Genomic DNA, 16084 nt, shown 5'->3' with positions numbered 1-16084 from the left:
TCAGGCGGGCGTGGCGACGAAGGCCGTGCCGCCACCGCGGACCGTGAGCCGCACCTCGTCCGGGGTGACGTAGGCGGCCTCCCCTCGGCCGAGGCGCAGGGAGCCGTCCTGGCCCGTCACCTCGAGCTCGCCCTCGGTCACGAGCAGGATGCTCGGGCCGTCGATCTCGACGACCGCCCCGCGCCGCTGCGGCACGACCCGCAGCAGGGCGAAGCCCGTGCCGTCGGGGGCGAAGCGCTCGACGCCCGGCGCGACCGCCACCGGCTCCAGGCGCGGGACCGGGCCCGGCTCCGTGGTGAGCACGCGCAGCAGCTCGGGCACGTCGACGTGCTTCGAGGTGAGGCCTCCGCGCAGCACGTTGTCGGACGGCGCCATCAGCTCGATGCCGACGCCGCCGAGGTAGGCGTGCGCGTTGCCCGCGGGCAGGAACAGCGCCTCGCCGCGGGCCAGGGTGACGCGGTGCAGGAGGAGCGAGACGACGACGCCCGGATCGCCCGGGTACCGCTCGGCGAGCTCCGACACGGTGCGCACGCCAGGGGTCGGCTCGGGGACCGCGGCCGCGAGCTCGACGACCGACGCCACGACCCCGCGGGACTCGTCGCCCCCGTCGAAGAGCCAGGTGAGCGTGGCCGACAAGCTCTCCGCGACGCTGCCGCGGAGCGCGGCGAGGCGCCCCGTGCCCGCGTCGACGAGGTCGAGGTCGGCGAGGATCTCGGCCACGGGCCGCACGCCGCTCAGCGCGTCGAACGAGTCGCTCAGGGCGACGATGATCTCGGGCTTGGCCGAGCGGTCCTTGTAGTTGCGGTGCGGGGCGTCGAGCGGGACCCCGGCCGCCTCCTCGCGGTCGAAGCCCTCGCGCGCCTGCTCGGGGGTGGGGTGCGCCTGGATCGACAGCGGGGCGTCCGCCGCGAGCACCTTGAGCAGGAACGGCAGCTCGTCGCGGCCGCGCCCGAGCGCCCGGGCCGGCTCGGCCGCGATCCAGTCGGCGAGGGTGTCGGCGCCGCCCACCTTGGCCGGGGCGACGACGACGCTCGGCGAGCCCGGGTGCGCTCCCAGCCACAGCTCGGCCTCCGGCCGCCCCGTCGGGGTCCGGCCCAGGAGGTCCGAGATCGCCGACCGGGAGCCCCAGGCGTAGTCGCGGGGCGTGTTGGTGATGGGCAGGAACATGGGCGAGACCTCACGTGCGGGGCCCGCTTGGGGCCGCTCTACAAAGGGCCCGGACGAGCACCGGGCGCCGGTGCACGAATCTACCAACGCCGTCGACGCGCCGCCGCGAGCTGCCTAGGCTCCGCAGGACCACCGACACGACCGCGACGGAGCAGGAATGTCCACCACGACGACCACGCAGGGCGCACCGACCCTGACCAGCGACTTCTACGGCTTCGAGGGGATGCTCACCGACCGTGAGCGCACGCTCCTCGCCGACCTGCGCGAGTACCTCGACCGCGAGGTCCGACCGGTCGTGGGGCAGCACTGGCGCGACGCGACCTTCCCGCACGAGGTCGTCCGCGGCCTCGCCGACCTCGGACTGTTCGGCATGCCGTGGGAGGAGACCCGGCCGTTCGAGAACTCGTCGGTGTTCCGTGGCTGGGTGGCGCTCGAGCTGGCCCGCGTCGACGCCGGCGTCGCGACCTTCGTCGGCGTGCAGAACGGGCTCGCCATGGGCTCGGTCGCCGTCGGGGGCTCGCCCGAGCAGCGCGCCGAGTGGCTGCCGCGCCTCGCCAGCGGCGAGCTCGTGGGGGCGTTCGGGCTCACCGAGCCGCTCTCCGGGTCGGACTCGGCCCAGGGGCTCCGGACCACCGCCCGTCGGGAGGGCGACGAGTGGGTGCTCGACGGGGCCAAGCGCTGGATCGGCAACGCGACGTTCAGCGACGTCACCGTGATCTGGGCCAAGAGCACCGAGGACGGCCAGGTGAAGGGGTTCCTCGTGCGCACGGACTCCCCCGGCTACGTGGCGACCAAGATCGAGGACAAGCAGAGCCTCCGCATCGTGCAGAACGCCGACATCACCCTCACGGGCGTGCGGGTGCACGAGCGCGACCGCCTGCAGCAGGCGGACTCGTTCCGCGCCACGGCCGCCGTCCTCCGCCTGACGCGCGCCGACGTGGCCTGGGCCGCCGTCGGCAACTCCATCGGCGCCTACGAGGCGGCGCTCGCCTACGCCCAGGAGCGCGTGCAGTTCGGCAAGCCGATCGCGGCCCACCAGCTCGTGCAGGACCTCCTCGTGAAGTGCCTCGGCAACATCACCGCGTCGATCGCCATGGTCGTGCGGGTCTCGCAGCTGCTCGACGAGGGCACGCAGCGCGACGAGCACGCCTCGCTCGCCAAGGCCTTCACCACCGCCCGCATGCGCGAGACCGTCGCCTGGGCCCGCGAGGTCATGGGCGGCAACGGCATCGTGCTCGAGAACGACGTGATCCGGCACTTCGCCGACGCCGAGGCGCTCTACAGCTACGAGGGCACGCGCGAGATGAACACCCTCATCGTCGGCCGGAGCATCACCGGGCACGCCGCCTTCGTGTGACGCCACCGGCAGGGTCCGCGGGCGGGGCCCGCGGGCACGGACGCTAACCTGTGGGCATGATCCCGGACGACCACCGCCGCGGCACCGCGTTCGCGACGCTCGCCTTCCTGGTGCTCTTCGGCGGGGACGTCCTCCGCAACGCCACCGGCTTCGTCGGCTGGGGGGTCGTCTGCGGCGTCCTCGCCGTGGTCTCCGCCGTCGTCGCGTGGCGCCACCGCGCGGCGCTGAGGCCGGTCAGCAGGAGGGGCGTGGCCCTCCTCGTCGTGCTCGTCGCGTCGATCGCGTGGTCCGCCTACCCCGGCGCGACGGCGCTCGGCCTCGTCCTCACCCTCGCGACGCTCGCCGGCGCGCTCGCCGTGGCGAGCCTCCTGCCCTGGCCGCTGATCGTCGTCGCGCTCGGTCGCGCGCTGCGCGCCCTCGTCGTGGCCTCCCTGCTCTTCGAGCTGGTCGTCGCCGTCGCCGTGCGCCGCCCGTTCTGCCCCGTCTACTACTCCTGCGGCCCCGACGTGCCCGACGCCTTCTACTGGTCGCGCGACCTGCTCTTCGAGGGCGGGCGGATCCAGGGCCTGCAGGGCAACGCGAACCTCCTGGCCGTGGTCGCGCTGCTCGCGCTCGTCGTCACCGCCTGCGAGGCCGCCTCGCGCAGCATCTCGCGCCCGGTCGCCGTCGTGGGCGTCGGCAGCGCCGTGCTCGCCCTCGCGCTCACGCGCTCGGCGACGGTCGGCGTCGTGGGCGTCGCCGTCGCCGCCGTGCTGCTCGTCGCCCTGCTCGTGCGGCGGGCACCCGAGGGGCGCCGGGGCCGGATCGTGCTCGTCGCCCTCGTCACCGCCGCTGCGGCCGCCGCCGCCGCGCTCGTCGCCCGCGGACCGCTGCTCGCCCTCGCCGGCCGCAGCAGCGACCTCACCGGCCGGCTCGACATCTGGTCCGCCGTGCTCGGCCTGGGCCGCGAGCGCCCCGTGCTCGGCTGGGGTTGGGTCAGCTACTGGGTGCCGTGGGTGGCGCCCTTCGACGGCCTGGCCGACCGCAACGGCGTCTCGTACCTGCAGGCCCACGACGCCTACCTCGACGTGTGGTTCCAGCTCGGCTGGCTCGGCCTGGCCCTCTTCGCCCTGCTGCTGGTCGGCCTCGTCCTGCGCGCCTGGTGGTGGGCCACCGACCGTCGCATGCTCGACGCCGAGCGCGCGACGCGCTGGACGGCCCTCGACCTCCTGCCCCTGCTGCTCACCACCGCCCTGCTCGTGCACGGCCTCGGCGAGTCGCGGCTCATCATGGAGTGGGGCGCGGCCCTGCTCACGGTGCTCGTCGTCGTCACCCGGCGCGACCACCTCGGCTGGACCGAGCACGACCGGCCCGTCACCGCCGAGGACCGCGCCGGGGCGCCGGCGTGACCGACGGCACCCGCCGCGACCCCGCCCGCCGGTACCTGTCGGCCTGGATCGGCTTCTCGGCCGGGGGCCAGTTCAGCCAGGCGCTCGCCGTCGCGATCGTCCTCTACGGCTTCTCGACCCACACCGTGCGCGCCCTCATGGGCTGGCCCGGGTCGCTCGCCGTGCTCGGGTCGCTCGTGGTCCTCGCCGGGCTCTCGCTCTTCGGCGCGCGGCACCGCATCGAGTGGCACGGGATCCTCCCGGTGTCGCTCCTGGCGCTGTTCGGCCTCATGGCGCTCAGCGTGCTCTGGAGCCGCTACACCTGGATCTCGATCGGCGGCACCGCGTACGCCGTCGGGTTCGGCCTGCTCGGCCTCTACCTCGCCCTCGGCCGGGACCTCGTGCAGGTCGTGCGGGCGGCGGGCGACGCCCTCCGGATCCTCCTCGTCGCCTCCCTCGCGATCGAGGTGCTCAGCGGGATCCTCGTCGACGCCCCCTTCCCGTTCCTCGGCGTCCGCGGCGACCTGGCCTACGGCGGACCCATCCAGGGCATCGCGGGCACCCGCAACGCCCTCGGGTTCCTCGCGGCCCTCGCCCTCGTCACCTTCGCCGTCGAGTGGCTCACGCGCTCGGTGCCCCGCCCCGTCGCCACGGGCAGCCTCGTCCTCGCCGTCGTGACCCTCGGCTTCTCGCGCAGCCCGGTGGCCCTGGCCGCCACCCTCGTGCTCGTCGTCGCCGCCGTCGCCCTGGCCGCCCTGCGCCGCACGCCCGGACCGCGCCGGGACGTCCTCCAGGTCGTCCTCGCCGGCCTCGTCGTGGTCGGGGCCCTCCTGGCCTGGGCCGGTCGCCGCCGCCTGTTCGCCGCCCTCGGGGCCACGGGCGACGTGACCACCCGGACCGACCTCTGGGCCAGGATGCGCGGGCTGGTCTCCGTGCACGAGATCCAGGGCTGGGGCTGGGTCGGTCAGTGGCCCGTCGACGTGTTCCCGTTCGTGGTGCTCACCGGCCCGGAGGGCCGACCGCACGAGACCGGCCTCAACGCGTTCTGGGACGTGGCCCTGCAGCTCGGGCTCGCGGGCGTGCTCGTGCTCGTCGTCGCCGGGGCGCTGGCCTTCGTGCGCTCCTGGACCACGGCCTCCGGCCACCCCATCGTCGCCTACGCCTGGCCGGCCCTCGTGCTGCTGCTCATCGGCGTCGTGTCGCTCGCCGAGAGCTTCGTGCTCTTCGAGGGCACGCTGATGCTCTTCGTCGCCTGCGCCACGATCGCCGCCCGCAAGCGGTCGTGGCGGTCACGGCTCGCCGCCTCGCAGGTCGGCTGAGGGCCGGGGCTCCCCGCCACGCGGACGGTCGCCCCGCCCGACGGCGCCGAACGCTCAGTCCGCCCGGACGGGACGACCGCGCAGGCGGCGCCACGCGCGCTGCGCGCCCCAGACGGTCACCTTGAGCATCGCCTCGCGGACGATGCCACCGCTCATCTTCGACACCCCGGCCTCGCGCTCACGGAACTCGATGGGCACCTCGACGATGGCGTGACCGGCGTCGAGGGTGCGGAGCGTCATGTCGACCTGGAAGAAGTACCCGCGCGAGGCGACCCGCTCCAGGGGCATGGCCGCGAGGACGTCCGCCCGGTAGGCACGGAACCCCGCCGTCGCGTCCCGGACGCTGATGCGGAGCGCGAGCCGGCTGTACAGGTTGCCCGCGCGGCTCAGGAACTCCCGGCGCCGCGGCCAGTTGACGACCGAGCCGCCCGGCACCCAGCGCGACCCGATGACGAGCCCCGGGCGGGCGGGGCCATCGAGCACGCGGAGCATGGTCGGCAGGACGTCCGCGGGGTGGCTCCCGTCGGCGTCGATCTCGACCAGGACGCGGTACCCACGGTCGAGCCCCCACCGGAAGCCGGCGACGTACGCGGCCCCCAGGCCCTGCTTGCCCGCGCGGTGCTGGACCGAGACCCGCTCGTCGGCGGCCGCCAGCTCGTCGGCGATCCGGCCCGTGCCGTCCGGGCTGGCGTCGTCCATGACGAGCACGTGCGCCGTAGGGACCGCCTCGAGGACGCGGGCCACGATGCGGCCGAGGTTCTCGGCCTCGTTGTAGGTGGGGACGATGGCCAGGCAGGCCGCATCTTGGGGATCGAGCACGGGCGACCTCGCTGATCGGGGACGGAGACCCGTCGAGCCTATATGCGCCGCGGTCGGGACGGGCTCGCCGCCCCCGCCGCCCCGGACGGGCCCCGCTAGCATGGACCGTCCACGTCATCGTCCGAAGGGTGCACCGTGACCGATCGCCGTCCCGGAGTCGTCTCCGTCGTCCTGGTCAACTTCCGTGGTGCCGACGACACCATCACCTGCATCTCCGAGCTGCAGCAGGTCGACTGGCCCGCCGACCGGCTCGAGATCGTCGTCGTCGAGAACGGATCGGGCGACGACAGCGCCGCCCGCATCCGGGCTGCGCACCCCGACGTGGTCCTCGTGAGGTCCCGCAAGAACCTCGGGTTCACGGGGGGCAGCAACCTGGGCGTCGCGAAGTCGAGCGGCGAGTTCGTCGCCTTCCTGAACAACGACGCCCGCCCGCACCGCGACTGGGTCCGTGCCGCGGTCGAGACCTTCCACGCCCACCGCGCCGTCGCGGCCGTCGCCTCGAAGGTCCTCGACTGGGAGGGCGAGAAGGTCGACTTCGTCGACGGGGCCGTCAGCTGGTTCGGCATGGGGCACAAGCCGCACTACCTGCAGCCCGACGACGGCTCGCACGACGCCGAGCGCGACGTGCTCTTCGGCACGGGCGCGGCCCTCTTCGTCCGCGCCGACGTGTTCCTCGAGGTGGGCGGCTTCGACGAGCGCCTCTTCATGTTCTACGACGACGTCGACCTCGGGTGGCGGCTCAACCTCCTCGGTCACCGCGTGCGGTACCAGCCCCGCTCGCTCGCGTACCACAAGCACCACGCCTCCATGAAGGCCTACGGCGACTTCCGCGAGATGTACCTGCTCGAGCGCAACGCGCTCTACACGATCTACAAGAACCTCGGCGAGGAGGCCCTGGCGAAGGCCCTGCCCGCGGCCCTCGCCCTCGTGGTCCGACGGTCCCTCGCCCGCGGGGGCGTGGACTCCGGCGTCCTCGACCTCCGGGTGCCCGGCGACGACTCCGAGCCCGACCTCTCGATGCCCAAGACGAGCGCCGCCGGCGTGTTCGCCATCGACGCGTTCGTGGACGACCTGCCCTCGCTGACCGAGACCCGTCGGGACCTGCAGGCCCGCCGCACGGTCGAGGACCGCGCGCTCGCGCCGCTCTTCGGCACGACCGACGCACCCCTGGCCGAGGTCCCCCGCTACCTCGACGGCTACGACGCCGTCACGAACGCCTTCGACGTCCTCACCGGCGCCTTCGCCGCGGCCGGCGACGAGCAGCAGGCCGACCGCGACGGCTCGACGCGCCGCCGGATCCTCATCGTCACCGGCGACTCGTTCGGCAAGAAGATGGCCGGGCCCGCGATCCGCGTCTGGAACATGGCCACGCTGCTCTCCGCCGAGCACGACGTGCGCGTGGTGAGCCTGACCTCCGCAGAAGAGATGCACGCTCCCTTCGACATCGAGGTCGTCTCACCGCACTTCCCGGCGGCCATGGCCCGCCACGAGGCCTGGGCGGACGTCGTCGTCGTCCAGGGCTACGCGCTGCAGCAGTTCGAGGTGCTCGCCGCGACGCAGAAGGTCCTCGTCGTCGACATCTACGACCCGATGCACCTCGAGCAGCTCGAGCAGGGCCGCGAGAAGTCGCGCGACGACTGGGACGACCAGATCCTCGGTGCCGCCGACTCGCTGAACGAGCAGATCGGCCTCGGCGACTTCTTCCTCTGCGCGTCCGACCGCCAGCGCATGTTCTGGCTCGGCCAGCTCGCCGCCATGGGTCGCATCAACGCCTGGAACTACTCGCGCGACGAGAGCCTCGACAGCCTCATCGCCATCGCCCCCTTCGGGCTCCCCGCCGTCGAGCCCGTCCACACGCGCCGTGCCCTGCGCGGGGTCGTGCCGGGCATCGGCGAGGACGACAAGGTCCTCGTCTGGGCCGGCGGGCTCTACAACTGGTTCGACCCGGGCACGCTCGTCCGCGCGGTCGCCGACCTGGCGCAGCGCCGCGACGACGTGCGCCTCTTCTTCATGGGGACCAAGCACCCCAACCCGGACGTCCCCGAGATGGCGATCGTCCGGGAGACCCGGGAGCTGGCACGGGAGCTCGGCGTCCTCGACGTCAACGTCTTCCTCAACGACTCGTGGGTCGACTACGAGGACCGGCAGAACTACCTCCTCGAGGCCGACGCGGGCGTCTCCACCCACTTCACGCACGTCGAGACGACGTTCTCCTTCCGCACCCGGATCCTCGACTACCTCTGGACGGGCCTGCCGATCGTCAGCACCGAGGGCGACACGTTCGGCGACCTCGTCGCCAGCGAGGGCCTGGGCGCGGCCGTGCCCGAGCTCGACGTGCCCGCCCTCTCCGCCGCCCTGGAGAGCGTCCTGTACGACGCCGACGTCGCCGCCTCGGCCCGGGCCGCCGTCGAGGCCGCGCGGTCGCGCTTCGAGTGGGAGAAGGCGCTCGCGCCCCTGCTCGAGTTCTGCCGCCACCCCGTCAAGGCCGCCGACGCTGCACCTCGGCGCAGCACCGCCCCCTCGGGACCCGCGACGCCGTCGAAGAAGCTGATCACCACGCGACCGCCCCAGCGTCACGGGTTGCGGCACGACGTCGGCAGGGCCGTCTTCTACCTCCGCCACGGCGGGGTCGGAGCGGTGACGAGCCGCGTCAAGCGACGCCTCCTGCCGCCCCGCTGAGCCGCGGCGAGGTCTCGCCACCGTCGGGACAGCCCTCCTGGGGCCCGTCCCGACGAGGGTCGTCCCGGCGACGGACGCCCCGGGCGTGATCAGCCGACCTGCACCGGCACGGGAGCCGAGGCGCCCCGGGCGGTGGCCGACAGGTACTCGACGACGACGCTCCAGGTCCCGGGGGCCAGATCGGCCGTCGAGAGGCTGACGGTGCCGCAGTAGGTGGCCGTCGCGTCCCCCCGGGCCGTCGCCGTCGCCGTCGCGCGGGCTCCGCCGGAGGTCGCCACGAGCGTGCAACGCCCTCCGGTCTCGACCACGTCGTCCACGATCCCGGCCGCCGCGATCGCATGCGTCGACGGGTCGTAGGACGCGTTCGGCACGGTCACCGTGACCTCGCGCAACGACGCCGCGGGAGCACCGTCCGGGGCCGCCGTCGCGGCCGCCGTCGGAGGGGTCGCGGGCTGCTCCTCGGGCACGACCGGCTCCTCGGGCGACGCGGACGCGTCGTCCTCCTCCTCGCCTCCCGTCGGGTCGGTCCCCGCCGTCGGCTCCTCGTCCGGCTCCTCCGGCGCGGCGGACCCGGGGGCCGCCGTCACGCTCGGGCTCGGGCTCGGCGGACCGGAGGGCCCTCGAGCCGCGTCGTCGCCGCCCGACCTCGCGACCGCGATCCCCACGCCGGCGAGCACCAGGACCAGGACGACCGCACCGACGACGATCCACGATCGACGGGTCATCGGACCGTGACCGTCCGGCACGTGCCGATCTGCGCGTTCGACCCGATGCCGACGTTGATCCCGTAGGCGCAGACGCGATGGTCACCGGCCCTCACGCCCGTGAGGCCGGCCGAGAAACCGTGCGCGGCTCCGTAGCCCGGGCGGGCCCGGGCCACGTCGGTCCGGGAACGATCGGCCAGGGTCCCCGTGACGGGTCGGCCGTCGACGTAGAGGTGCACGACGATGGAGGACGCCGTGTCGGGATCGATCGCCCAGCCCGAGGCGGTGACGACGCCGGGAGCGGTGCTCGTGACCGTGTCGAGGGCCCCCGAGGGCGACCCGGACGGCAGTACGACCGTCCGGCAGCCGAGCGGGGCGTTGCGGCCGGCTCCGACGTTGATGCCGTAGGTGCACACCTGGTGCCGTCCTCCGCTGAGCCCCGTGATGGTGCCCGAGTAGCCGTGGTCGGGCCCCCAGCCCGGGTGGACCGCCTCGACGTCGGGGCGGGAGCCGCCCGCGACGAGCGACGTGACCGCCCGACCGTCCACGTACGCGTGGACCCGGATGGGCGCCCTGGTGTCCGGGTCGAGCGCCCACCCCGTCAGGGAGAGGGATCCCGGACCGGTGGCCGTCACGCGGTCGAGGCGGCCCGTCGGGTCCGCCGGGACCGTCGTGGTCTTGCAGCCCAGCAGGGCGTTGCGGCCGAAGCTGACGTTGATGCCGTAGGCACAGATCTCGTGACGGCCCCCGCTCAGCCCGGTGAGCGTGGCGTCGAAGCCGTGGTCCGGACCCCACCTCGGGTAGAGCCGACCCACGTCGGCGCGGCGCGCGTCGGCGACGACCGACTGCGTCGGCGAGCCGTCGACGTACAGGTGCACCCGGATCGGCCCGGTGCTGTCGGGGTCCGCGGCCCAGCCCGTCACGCGCACGGTCCCCGGCCCGGCCCCGGCCCCCACCGAGTCGAGCGACCCGCGCGGGTCGACGTCTCCGACCGGACTGCCGAACCAGTCGCTGAACAGCCGCCAGAAGTTCCGGTTGCCGTAGGCCGAGCAGGCGTCGCCGGAACCGTAGAGGTTGCGGAGGGCCGCGGCGTTCGGCTGGTAGGGCGTGTAGTAGTAGAGGGCCGCCGTGGCCGCGTTCTGGATGACGACCCGCGAGCTCCCGCACTGCGGGGCGTTGGCCTGGTAGGAGATGGACACCGCTCGTCCCACGGGGAACCACGTGAAGAAGTCCGTGGCCACAGAGTAGTTCTTGAACTGCCGCGCCGCGGCGTACACCTGCCTGTCGAGGCCCAGGAACGCCGGGTCGCACGGCGCCGTGTCGGGGCACCCGTACCCCAGGGCACGGTCGAGGCGAGCCTGGCTGGGGGTCGTCGCCGTCGTCACGAGCGACTGCTCCTTCTCGAGCGTCACGAGGAGGACCTTCGGGTTGATGCCGCACGCGGCCGACACGCGCGCCAGCACGTCGGCGAAGCGCAGTCCCCGACCGCCGCCGTAGGCCCGGCAGACGGCGTCGGCCGGACGCGAGGCCGAGTTCAGCCGCATGTTCTTCAGGCAGGTCGGTCCCGTGCAGGACGCACTGCCCCGCTCGACCAGGACCGACTGGATCCGGTCGCCCGACAGCGCCGTGCCGTCGTAGAAGTTGGAATCGCTGATGATGAAGCCGGGATCGAAGTCGCTGCCGACCGCGGCTCGGGCCGAGTCCTGCGCGGTGGGCACCACGACCGACACCAGCGTGGCCAGGAGCGAGGCGACCAGCAGCGCGGCCAGGGCCGGGCGGACCCCGCGGCGCCTCGACGCCGTGCGGCCCTCGGGGGCGTCCTCGTCGATCGCACGGTCCATGGTGGTCGTCCCCTCGCTCGGTCCGTCGACGCCCACCGACGGCACGGCGCGGGCCGGCGGCGGGCAGGAGTCTGGTTGGATGGGGAAGGGCGTGGCGGGCCCTCCCGTCGGAAGAGCATAACCGTCTGTCCGCGCGCGACGGCAAGAGCAGGAGCCACCGGATGAGCACCGTCGACGTGGTCGTCGTGAACTGGAACGGGGCCGCCGTCCTCGGCGACTGCCTCTCGTCGCTCGTGGCCTCGGCGGCCCGCAGCGAGCACGACGTCACCCTCGTCGTCGTCGACAACGCGTCGACGGACGACTCCCTCGACGTCGTGCGGCGGACGGCACCGGGGTCGCTGGTGGTCCGGACGGACGCCAACCTGGGCTTCGCCGGCGGCGCCGCCCTCGGCGTCGAGCGCTCCCACGGGGAGGTCGTGGTCCTCGTCAACAACGACGCGGTCGTGGACGAGGACTTCCTGCAGATCGTCGTCGACTCGCTGCTCGGCGCGTCGCCGGAGGTCGCCGCGGTGACCGGGCACCTCCTGCTCTGCGACGGACGGGACGACCGGGGCGTGCCCCTCGTGAACTCGACGGGCAACGAGGTGACCCCGTCCGGCAACGGCCGCGACCGGGGCTGGCTCACCCGCGACGACGGGCCCCCGGCACCGCGCGACGTCTTCGGCTTCTGCGGCGGCGCGGCAGCCCTCCGGCGCACCGCCCTCGACCGGGCCGGCAACTTCGACGCCTCGCTGTTCCTGTACTACGAGGACACCGAGCTCAGCTGGCGGTTGCGCCGCAGGGGCTTCACCGTCCGGTACGAGCCGCGAGCGGTGGTCGTCCACCGGCACGCCTTCAGCTCGGGCACCGAGAGCGACGTCTTCACGTTCCACAACACGCGCAACAGGCTGCGCGTCGCGACGCGCCACGCTCCCCTCGAGGTCGTGCTCCGGGCCTGGGCCTCCGCGCTCGTGCGCGCCGTGCGCGTGCAGGGCGGCCAGCGCGGCGCGGTCCGGCGCGGCACCGTGGCCGCGGTGCGGTCCCTGCCGCGCGAGCTGCGCCTCCGGCGGCGCGAAGTACGCGCCACCGTCGTGTCCCGACGGGACCTCAGGGCGCTCGTCTCCCGGGACTGACGCCCCGGGACGACGCGCCCCGAGGAGGACCCCGGGGGCGCTGCTACTGCGCGCGCATGAACTCCTCGTACTCGGCCGAGATCGGCCCCGCCTCGCCCACCCGGACGAGGGCGCCCCGATCGAGCCAGGCCACGTGGTCGCACATGTTGCGGATGTTCGCCATGGAGTGGGTGACGAGGATGACGGTCCGCCCCCCGTCACGGAGCTCCTCGAACTTCTTCGCGCTCTTGCGCTGGAAGGCGGAGTCGCCGACGGCCAGGACCTCGTCGACGACGAGGATGTCCGGCCGGACCGTGATCGCGATCGAGAAGCCGAGGCGCACGTACATGCCGGACGAGTAGTTCTTGACGGGCTGGTCGATGAACTCGCCGACCTCCGAGAAGTCGATGATCTCGTCCAGGCGCGCGTTGATCTGCTTGCGGCTCATGCCGAGGATCGACCCGTTGAGGTAGATGTTCTCGCGACCCGAGAGCTCCGGGTGGAAGCCGCTGCCCACCTCGAGCATGGCGGCGAGCTTGCCGTCCGCCGTGATGGTGCCGCGGTCGGGGTAGAGGATCTTCGCCAGCGTCTTGAGCAACGTCGACTTGCCGGACCCGTTGCGACCGATGAGCCCGAAGGTCGAGCCCTTGGGCACCTCGAAGCTGACGTCGCGGACGGCCCAGAAGTCCTCGTGCACGCTGCGCCCGCGCATCGCGACGGACTTGAGCGAGCGGTTGTTCTCACGGAAGAGGCGGAACTTCTTCGAGACGTGGTCCACGACCACTGCCGGTTCGGTCACAGCATCTCCGCCAATCGCTTCTCGTTCTTCTGGAACACGAGGACGCCCACCGCGAGCGCGCCGACGGTCCAGGCCACGCACGAGAGGGAGTCCGAGAGGTCGGGCAGGCGGTTGTCGTACAGGAGCTGCCGGAACACGTTGATGAACCGCTCGAGCGGGTTCAGCTGGTAGATGTCGAGGATCGTCCAGTTCCCCACGATGGGCCCGAAGGCCTGGGAGCGGTCCGCGACGTAGCTCAGGGGGTAGACGACGGGGCTCAGGTACATGAGCAGTCGCAGGGCGATGCCGACGATGTGCTGCATGTCCTGGAAGTAGACGTTGACGACCGCCAGCACGAGCCCGAAGCCGGTCGCGAGCAGGGCGAACAGGACCATGAAGACGACGAGCAAGGGCACGAACGGCAGCACGAAGGCCCCGGCGACGAGGATCGCGACGACGAGGATGAGCATCTCGATGCCCCAGTTGAACGCCGCCGAGAACGTCGCCGCGAGGACGAGGTTCGTCCGCGGGAAGTAGACCTTCTTGACGAGGGCCGTGTTCGCCCAGATCGCCCCCATGCCGCCGTTCACCGCGTTCTGGAAGAACTGGAACGGCAGGAGCCCGCAGAGCAGCCAGAGGGCGAAGACGTCCAGGCCGCTCGGGTCGCCGGGCCCGGGGTCGCTGCGGAAGATGATGCCGAAGACCACCGTGTAGACGAGCATCGACGCGAGCGGGTTCAGCAAGGACCACAGCTGACCGAGCACCGTGCGCTTGTACCGGCCCGTGATCTCCCGCATGGTCAGGTTCAGGAGCAGCTCCCTGGACGTCCAGAGATCCCGGAAATACGTCATGCAACATCTTTCTGCCACGTGGTCGCAGCCCCGGGGCCGCGTGACCACCTGGTCTAGACTCGGGAGATCGACACGTCATCTTACTCGCCCCGCTCGGAGGGCTCGACCAGCCGCCTGCGCGTCCTGCTCGACGCGACCGCCGTGCCGGCCGACCTCGGCGGGGTCGGCCGTTACGTCCTGTCCCTCGCCCGGGCCGTGGCGAGCCGAGGACGGGTCGACCTCGTCGTCGTGGCGCAGCCACCGGTCGTCGACGGACTGCGCGCCGCGCTCCCCGGTGCCGAGGTCGTCGCGGCGCCGGCACTGACCTCCCGCACCGCCCTCCGCCTGGCCTGGGAACAGCTCGGGCTGCCCCTCCTCGCCCGTCGGCTCGGGGTCGACGTCGTGCACTCCCCCCACTACACGCTGCCGGTGGCGTCCCGTCGCACGCGGGTCGTCACCCTCCACGACGCGACGTTCTTCTCGTCGCCCGAGTGGCACCTCCCCGTCAAGGCCCGCTTCTTCCGCACCTGGACCAGGATCGCCGTGCGCCTGGCCGACGGCGTCGTCACCCCCAGCCGCGCGACCGCCGACGCGGTCGCGACCTCCGTCCGCCACCCCCTCCCGCCCGTCGACGTGGCACCGCTCGGGGTGGACCCCGCGGTCTTCCACCCGCCCCGGGACGAGGACCGCGCCGTGCTCGCCCGGTCCGTGCCGGACCTCCCCCGCTCCTGGATCGCCTTCCTCGGCACGCTGGAGCCGCGCAAGAACGTGCCGGCCCTGATCGAGGCGGCGCGGCAGCTGGCCGTGTCCCGTCGTGCGGCGGGCGGGCCGGCCCCGGCGCTCCTGCTCGCGGGGTCGCGGGGCTGGGACGACGCCGTCGACGAGGCGGTCGCGGCCGCCTCGTCCGACCTCGACGTCCGCAGGCTGGGCTACCTCCCCCTCGAGGCGCTGGCGGCGCTCCTCGGCGACGCCGACGTCGTGGCCTACCCGAGCCTCGGCGAGGGCTTCGGGTTGCCCGTCCTCGAGGCCATGTCCTGCGGCGCCGTGGTCGTCACCACCCGACGGCTCTCCCTCCCCGAGGTCGGCGGGGACGCGGTGCTCTACGCCGAGGTCGACCCCTCCTCCCTCGCGGGTACACTCGACGAGGCCTCCCGGCCCGGTGCGGCGCCCCTGCGGGCGCGCGCCAGGGCCCGTGCCGGCTCCTTCAGCTGGGACCGGTGCGCCGGGGTCCACGAGGAGGCCTGGGCCCGAGCGAGAGGACGACGCACGCCATGACCGCACGGGAACGCGTCCTCGTCGTCACGGTGACCTACGACTCCGGCGAGCACCTCGAGGCCTTCCTCGCCTCGGTGCCGACGAGCACCACGGCCGACGTCACGCTGGTCGTCGCCGACAACGGCTCGACGGACGGTGCGCCGCAGGCGGCGCTGGCCGCCCATCCCGAGCTCCACCTGGTCCACCTCCCGCACAACCCCGGCTACGGTGGAGCCGTCAACGCGGCGACGCAGCGCCACGGGCGCGACGTCGACTGGATCCTCGTGGCCAACCCGGACACGGTCCTCGCGCCGGGATCGGTCGACGCCCTCCTCGACGAGGTCCGCGATCGATCGGACGTCGGCGCGGCCGGTCCGGCGATCACGGACGCCGGCGGCGTGCCGTACCCCTCCGCCCGCCGGTTCCCCTCCCTGGTCGCCGGGACCGGGCACGCCCTGTTCGCCGCGATCTGGCCGCGCAACCCCTGGAGCGAGGCCTACCTCATGGCCCGCACCGGCGACGAGGCGCGCGACGTCGACTGGCTGAGCGGCGCGTGCCTCCTGCTCCGTCGGCGCGCCTTCGACCAGGTGGACGGCTTCGACGAGGGCTACTTCATGTACTTCGAGGACGTCGACCTCTCCCTGCGGCTGAGCGAGGTCGGCTGGCGACGACGCTACGTGCCCTCGGCCCGCATCGTGCACACGGGCGCGCACTCGACCTCCCTGCGCCGGGCCGCGATGGTCCGGGCGCACCACGACTCGGCGGCCCGCTACGTCGCGGCCCGCCACCCCGGAGCCCTCGCCGCGCCGTTGCGCGGGCTCGTCCGCCTCGGCCTGACCGTGCGGGCCCGGCTCGTGGCCGGCCGATCGGACCCGTGA

General features: G+C 73.4%; 13 protein-coding genes. 7 read left to right on the top strand and 6 right to left on the bottom strand.

Going from position 1 to position 16084, the window contains the following annotated elements:
- The gene (gene manA / locus ACYVHQ_RS11315; RefSeq protein WP_460513062.1) at positions 1–1167 is read right to left on the bottom strand and encodes a mannose-6-phosphate isomerase, class I; all 1167 of its coding nucleotides are present in this window, start codon (positions 1165–1167) and stop codon (positions 1–3) included.
- Between the two features lie 157 nt (positions 1168–1324).
- Between manA and ACYVHQ_RS11310 the strand changes: the two genes are divergently transcribed.
- The 3 genes from ACYVHQ_RS11310 to ACYVHQ_RS11300 are packed head-to-tail and all read left to right on the top strand — an operon-like array spanning position 1325 to position 5210.
- Complete coding sequence (locus ACYVHQ_RS11310; protein ID WP_460513060.1) at positions 1325–2524, top strand: acyl-CoA dehydrogenase family protein; 1200 nt, start codon at positions 1325–1327, stop codon at positions 2522–2524.
- Positions 2525–2580: 56 nt separating this feature from the next.
- Positions 2581–3912, top strand: coding sequence for an O-antigen ligase family protein (locus tag ACYVHQ_RS11305; protein ID WP_460513058.1), 1332 nt, complete (start codon positions 2581–2583; stop codon positions 3910–3912).
- Positions 3909–5210 carry an exopolysaccharide production protein gene (locus ACYVHQ_RS11300; RefSeq protein ID WP_460513056.1) on the top strand — a complete coding sequence of 434 codons (1302 nt, stop codon included), beginning with the start codon at positions 3909–3911 and terminating at the stop codon, positions 5208–5210. Before ACYVHQ_RS11305 ends, ACYVHQ_RS11300 begins: the two co-directional genes overlap by 4 nt.
- Positions 5211–5264: 54 nt before the next feature.
- Here the strand turns inward: ACYVHQ_RS11300 and ACYVHQ_RS11295 are convergent, their stop codons facing one another.
- Positions 5265–6029 carry a polyprenol monophosphomannose synthase gene (locus ACYVHQ_RS11295; RefSeq protein WP_460513055.1) on the bottom strand — a complete coding sequence of 255 codons (765 nt, stop codon included), beginning with the start codon at positions 6027–6029 and terminating at the stop codon, positions 5265–5267.
- Between the two features lie 135 nt (positions 6030–6164).
- Between ACYVHQ_RS11295 and ACYVHQ_RS11290 the strand changes: the two genes are divergently transcribed.
- Positions 6165–8708, top strand: coding sequence for a glycosyltransferase (locus ACYVHQ_RS11290; RefSeq protein ID WP_460513053.1), 2544 nt, complete (start codon positions 6165–6167; stop codon positions 8706–8708).
- Positions 8709–8797: 89 nt separating this feature from the next.
- On the opposite strand, the gene ACYVHQ_RS11285 is transcribed toward ACYVHQ_RS11290, so the two are convergent.
- Entirely contained in the window at positions 8798–9433 is a 636-nt protein-coding gene (locus ACYVHQ_RS11285) for a hypothetical protein (RefSeq protein ID WP_460513051.1), read from the bottom strand.
- Positions 9430–11253 (bottom strand): hypothetical protein, encoded by a 1824-nt coding sequence (locus tag ACYVHQ_RS11280; protein WP_460513049.1) that lies wholly within the window; start codon positions 11251–11253, stop codon positions 9430–9432. The genes ACYVHQ_RS11285 and ACYVHQ_RS11280 overlap by 4 nt, the downstream gene beginning before the upstream one ends.
- Positions 11254–11414: 161 nt before the next feature.
- On the opposite strand from ACYVHQ_RS11280, the gene ACYVHQ_RS11275 reads away from it, so the two are divergent.
- Complete coding sequence (locus tag ACYVHQ_RS11275) at positions 11415–12365, top strand: glycosyltransferase family 2 protein (RefSeq protein ID WP_460513047.1); 951 nt, start codon at positions 11415–11417, stop codon at positions 12363–12365.
- Positions 12366–12408: 43 nt separating this feature from the next.
- On the opposite strand, the gene ACYVHQ_RS11270 is transcribed toward ACYVHQ_RS11275, so the two are convergent.
- Positions 12409–13143, bottom strand: a complete 735-nt coding sequence (locus tag ACYVHQ_RS11270) for an ABC transporter ATP-binding protein (RefSeq protein ID WP_460513045.1) — start codon at positions 13141–13143, stop codon at positions 12409–12411.
- Positions 13140–13973, bottom strand: coding sequence for an ABC transporter permease (locus ACYVHQ_RS11265; protein ID WP_460513043.1), 834 nt, complete (start codon positions 13971–13973; stop codon positions 13140–13142). Before ACYVHQ_RS11265 ends, ACYVHQ_RS11270 begins: the two co-directional genes overlap by 4 nt.
- 141 nt (positions 13974–14114) lie before the next feature.
- On the opposite strand from ACYVHQ_RS11265, the gene ACYVHQ_RS11260 reads away from it, so the two are divergent.
- Complete coding sequence (locus tag ACYVHQ_RS11260; RefSeq protein ID WP_460513041.1) at positions 14115–15227, top strand: glycosyltransferase family 4 protein; 1113 nt, start codon at positions 14115–14117, stop codon at positions 15225–15227.
- The gene (locus tag ACYVHQ_RS11255; RefSeq protein WP_460513039.1) at positions 15224–16084 is read left to right on the top strand and encodes a glycosyltransferase family 2 protein; all 861 of its coding nucleotides are present in this window, start codon (positions 15224–15226) and stop codon (positions 16082–16084) included. Before ACYVHQ_RS11260 ends, ACYVHQ_RS11255 begins: the two co-directional genes overlap by 4 nt.

The sequence above is a fragment of the Frigoribacterium salinisoli genome (assembly GCF_054781095.1).
Note: the sequence above shows the minus strand (reverse complement) of the source record. Positions and strands in the feature narration are given on the sequence as shown.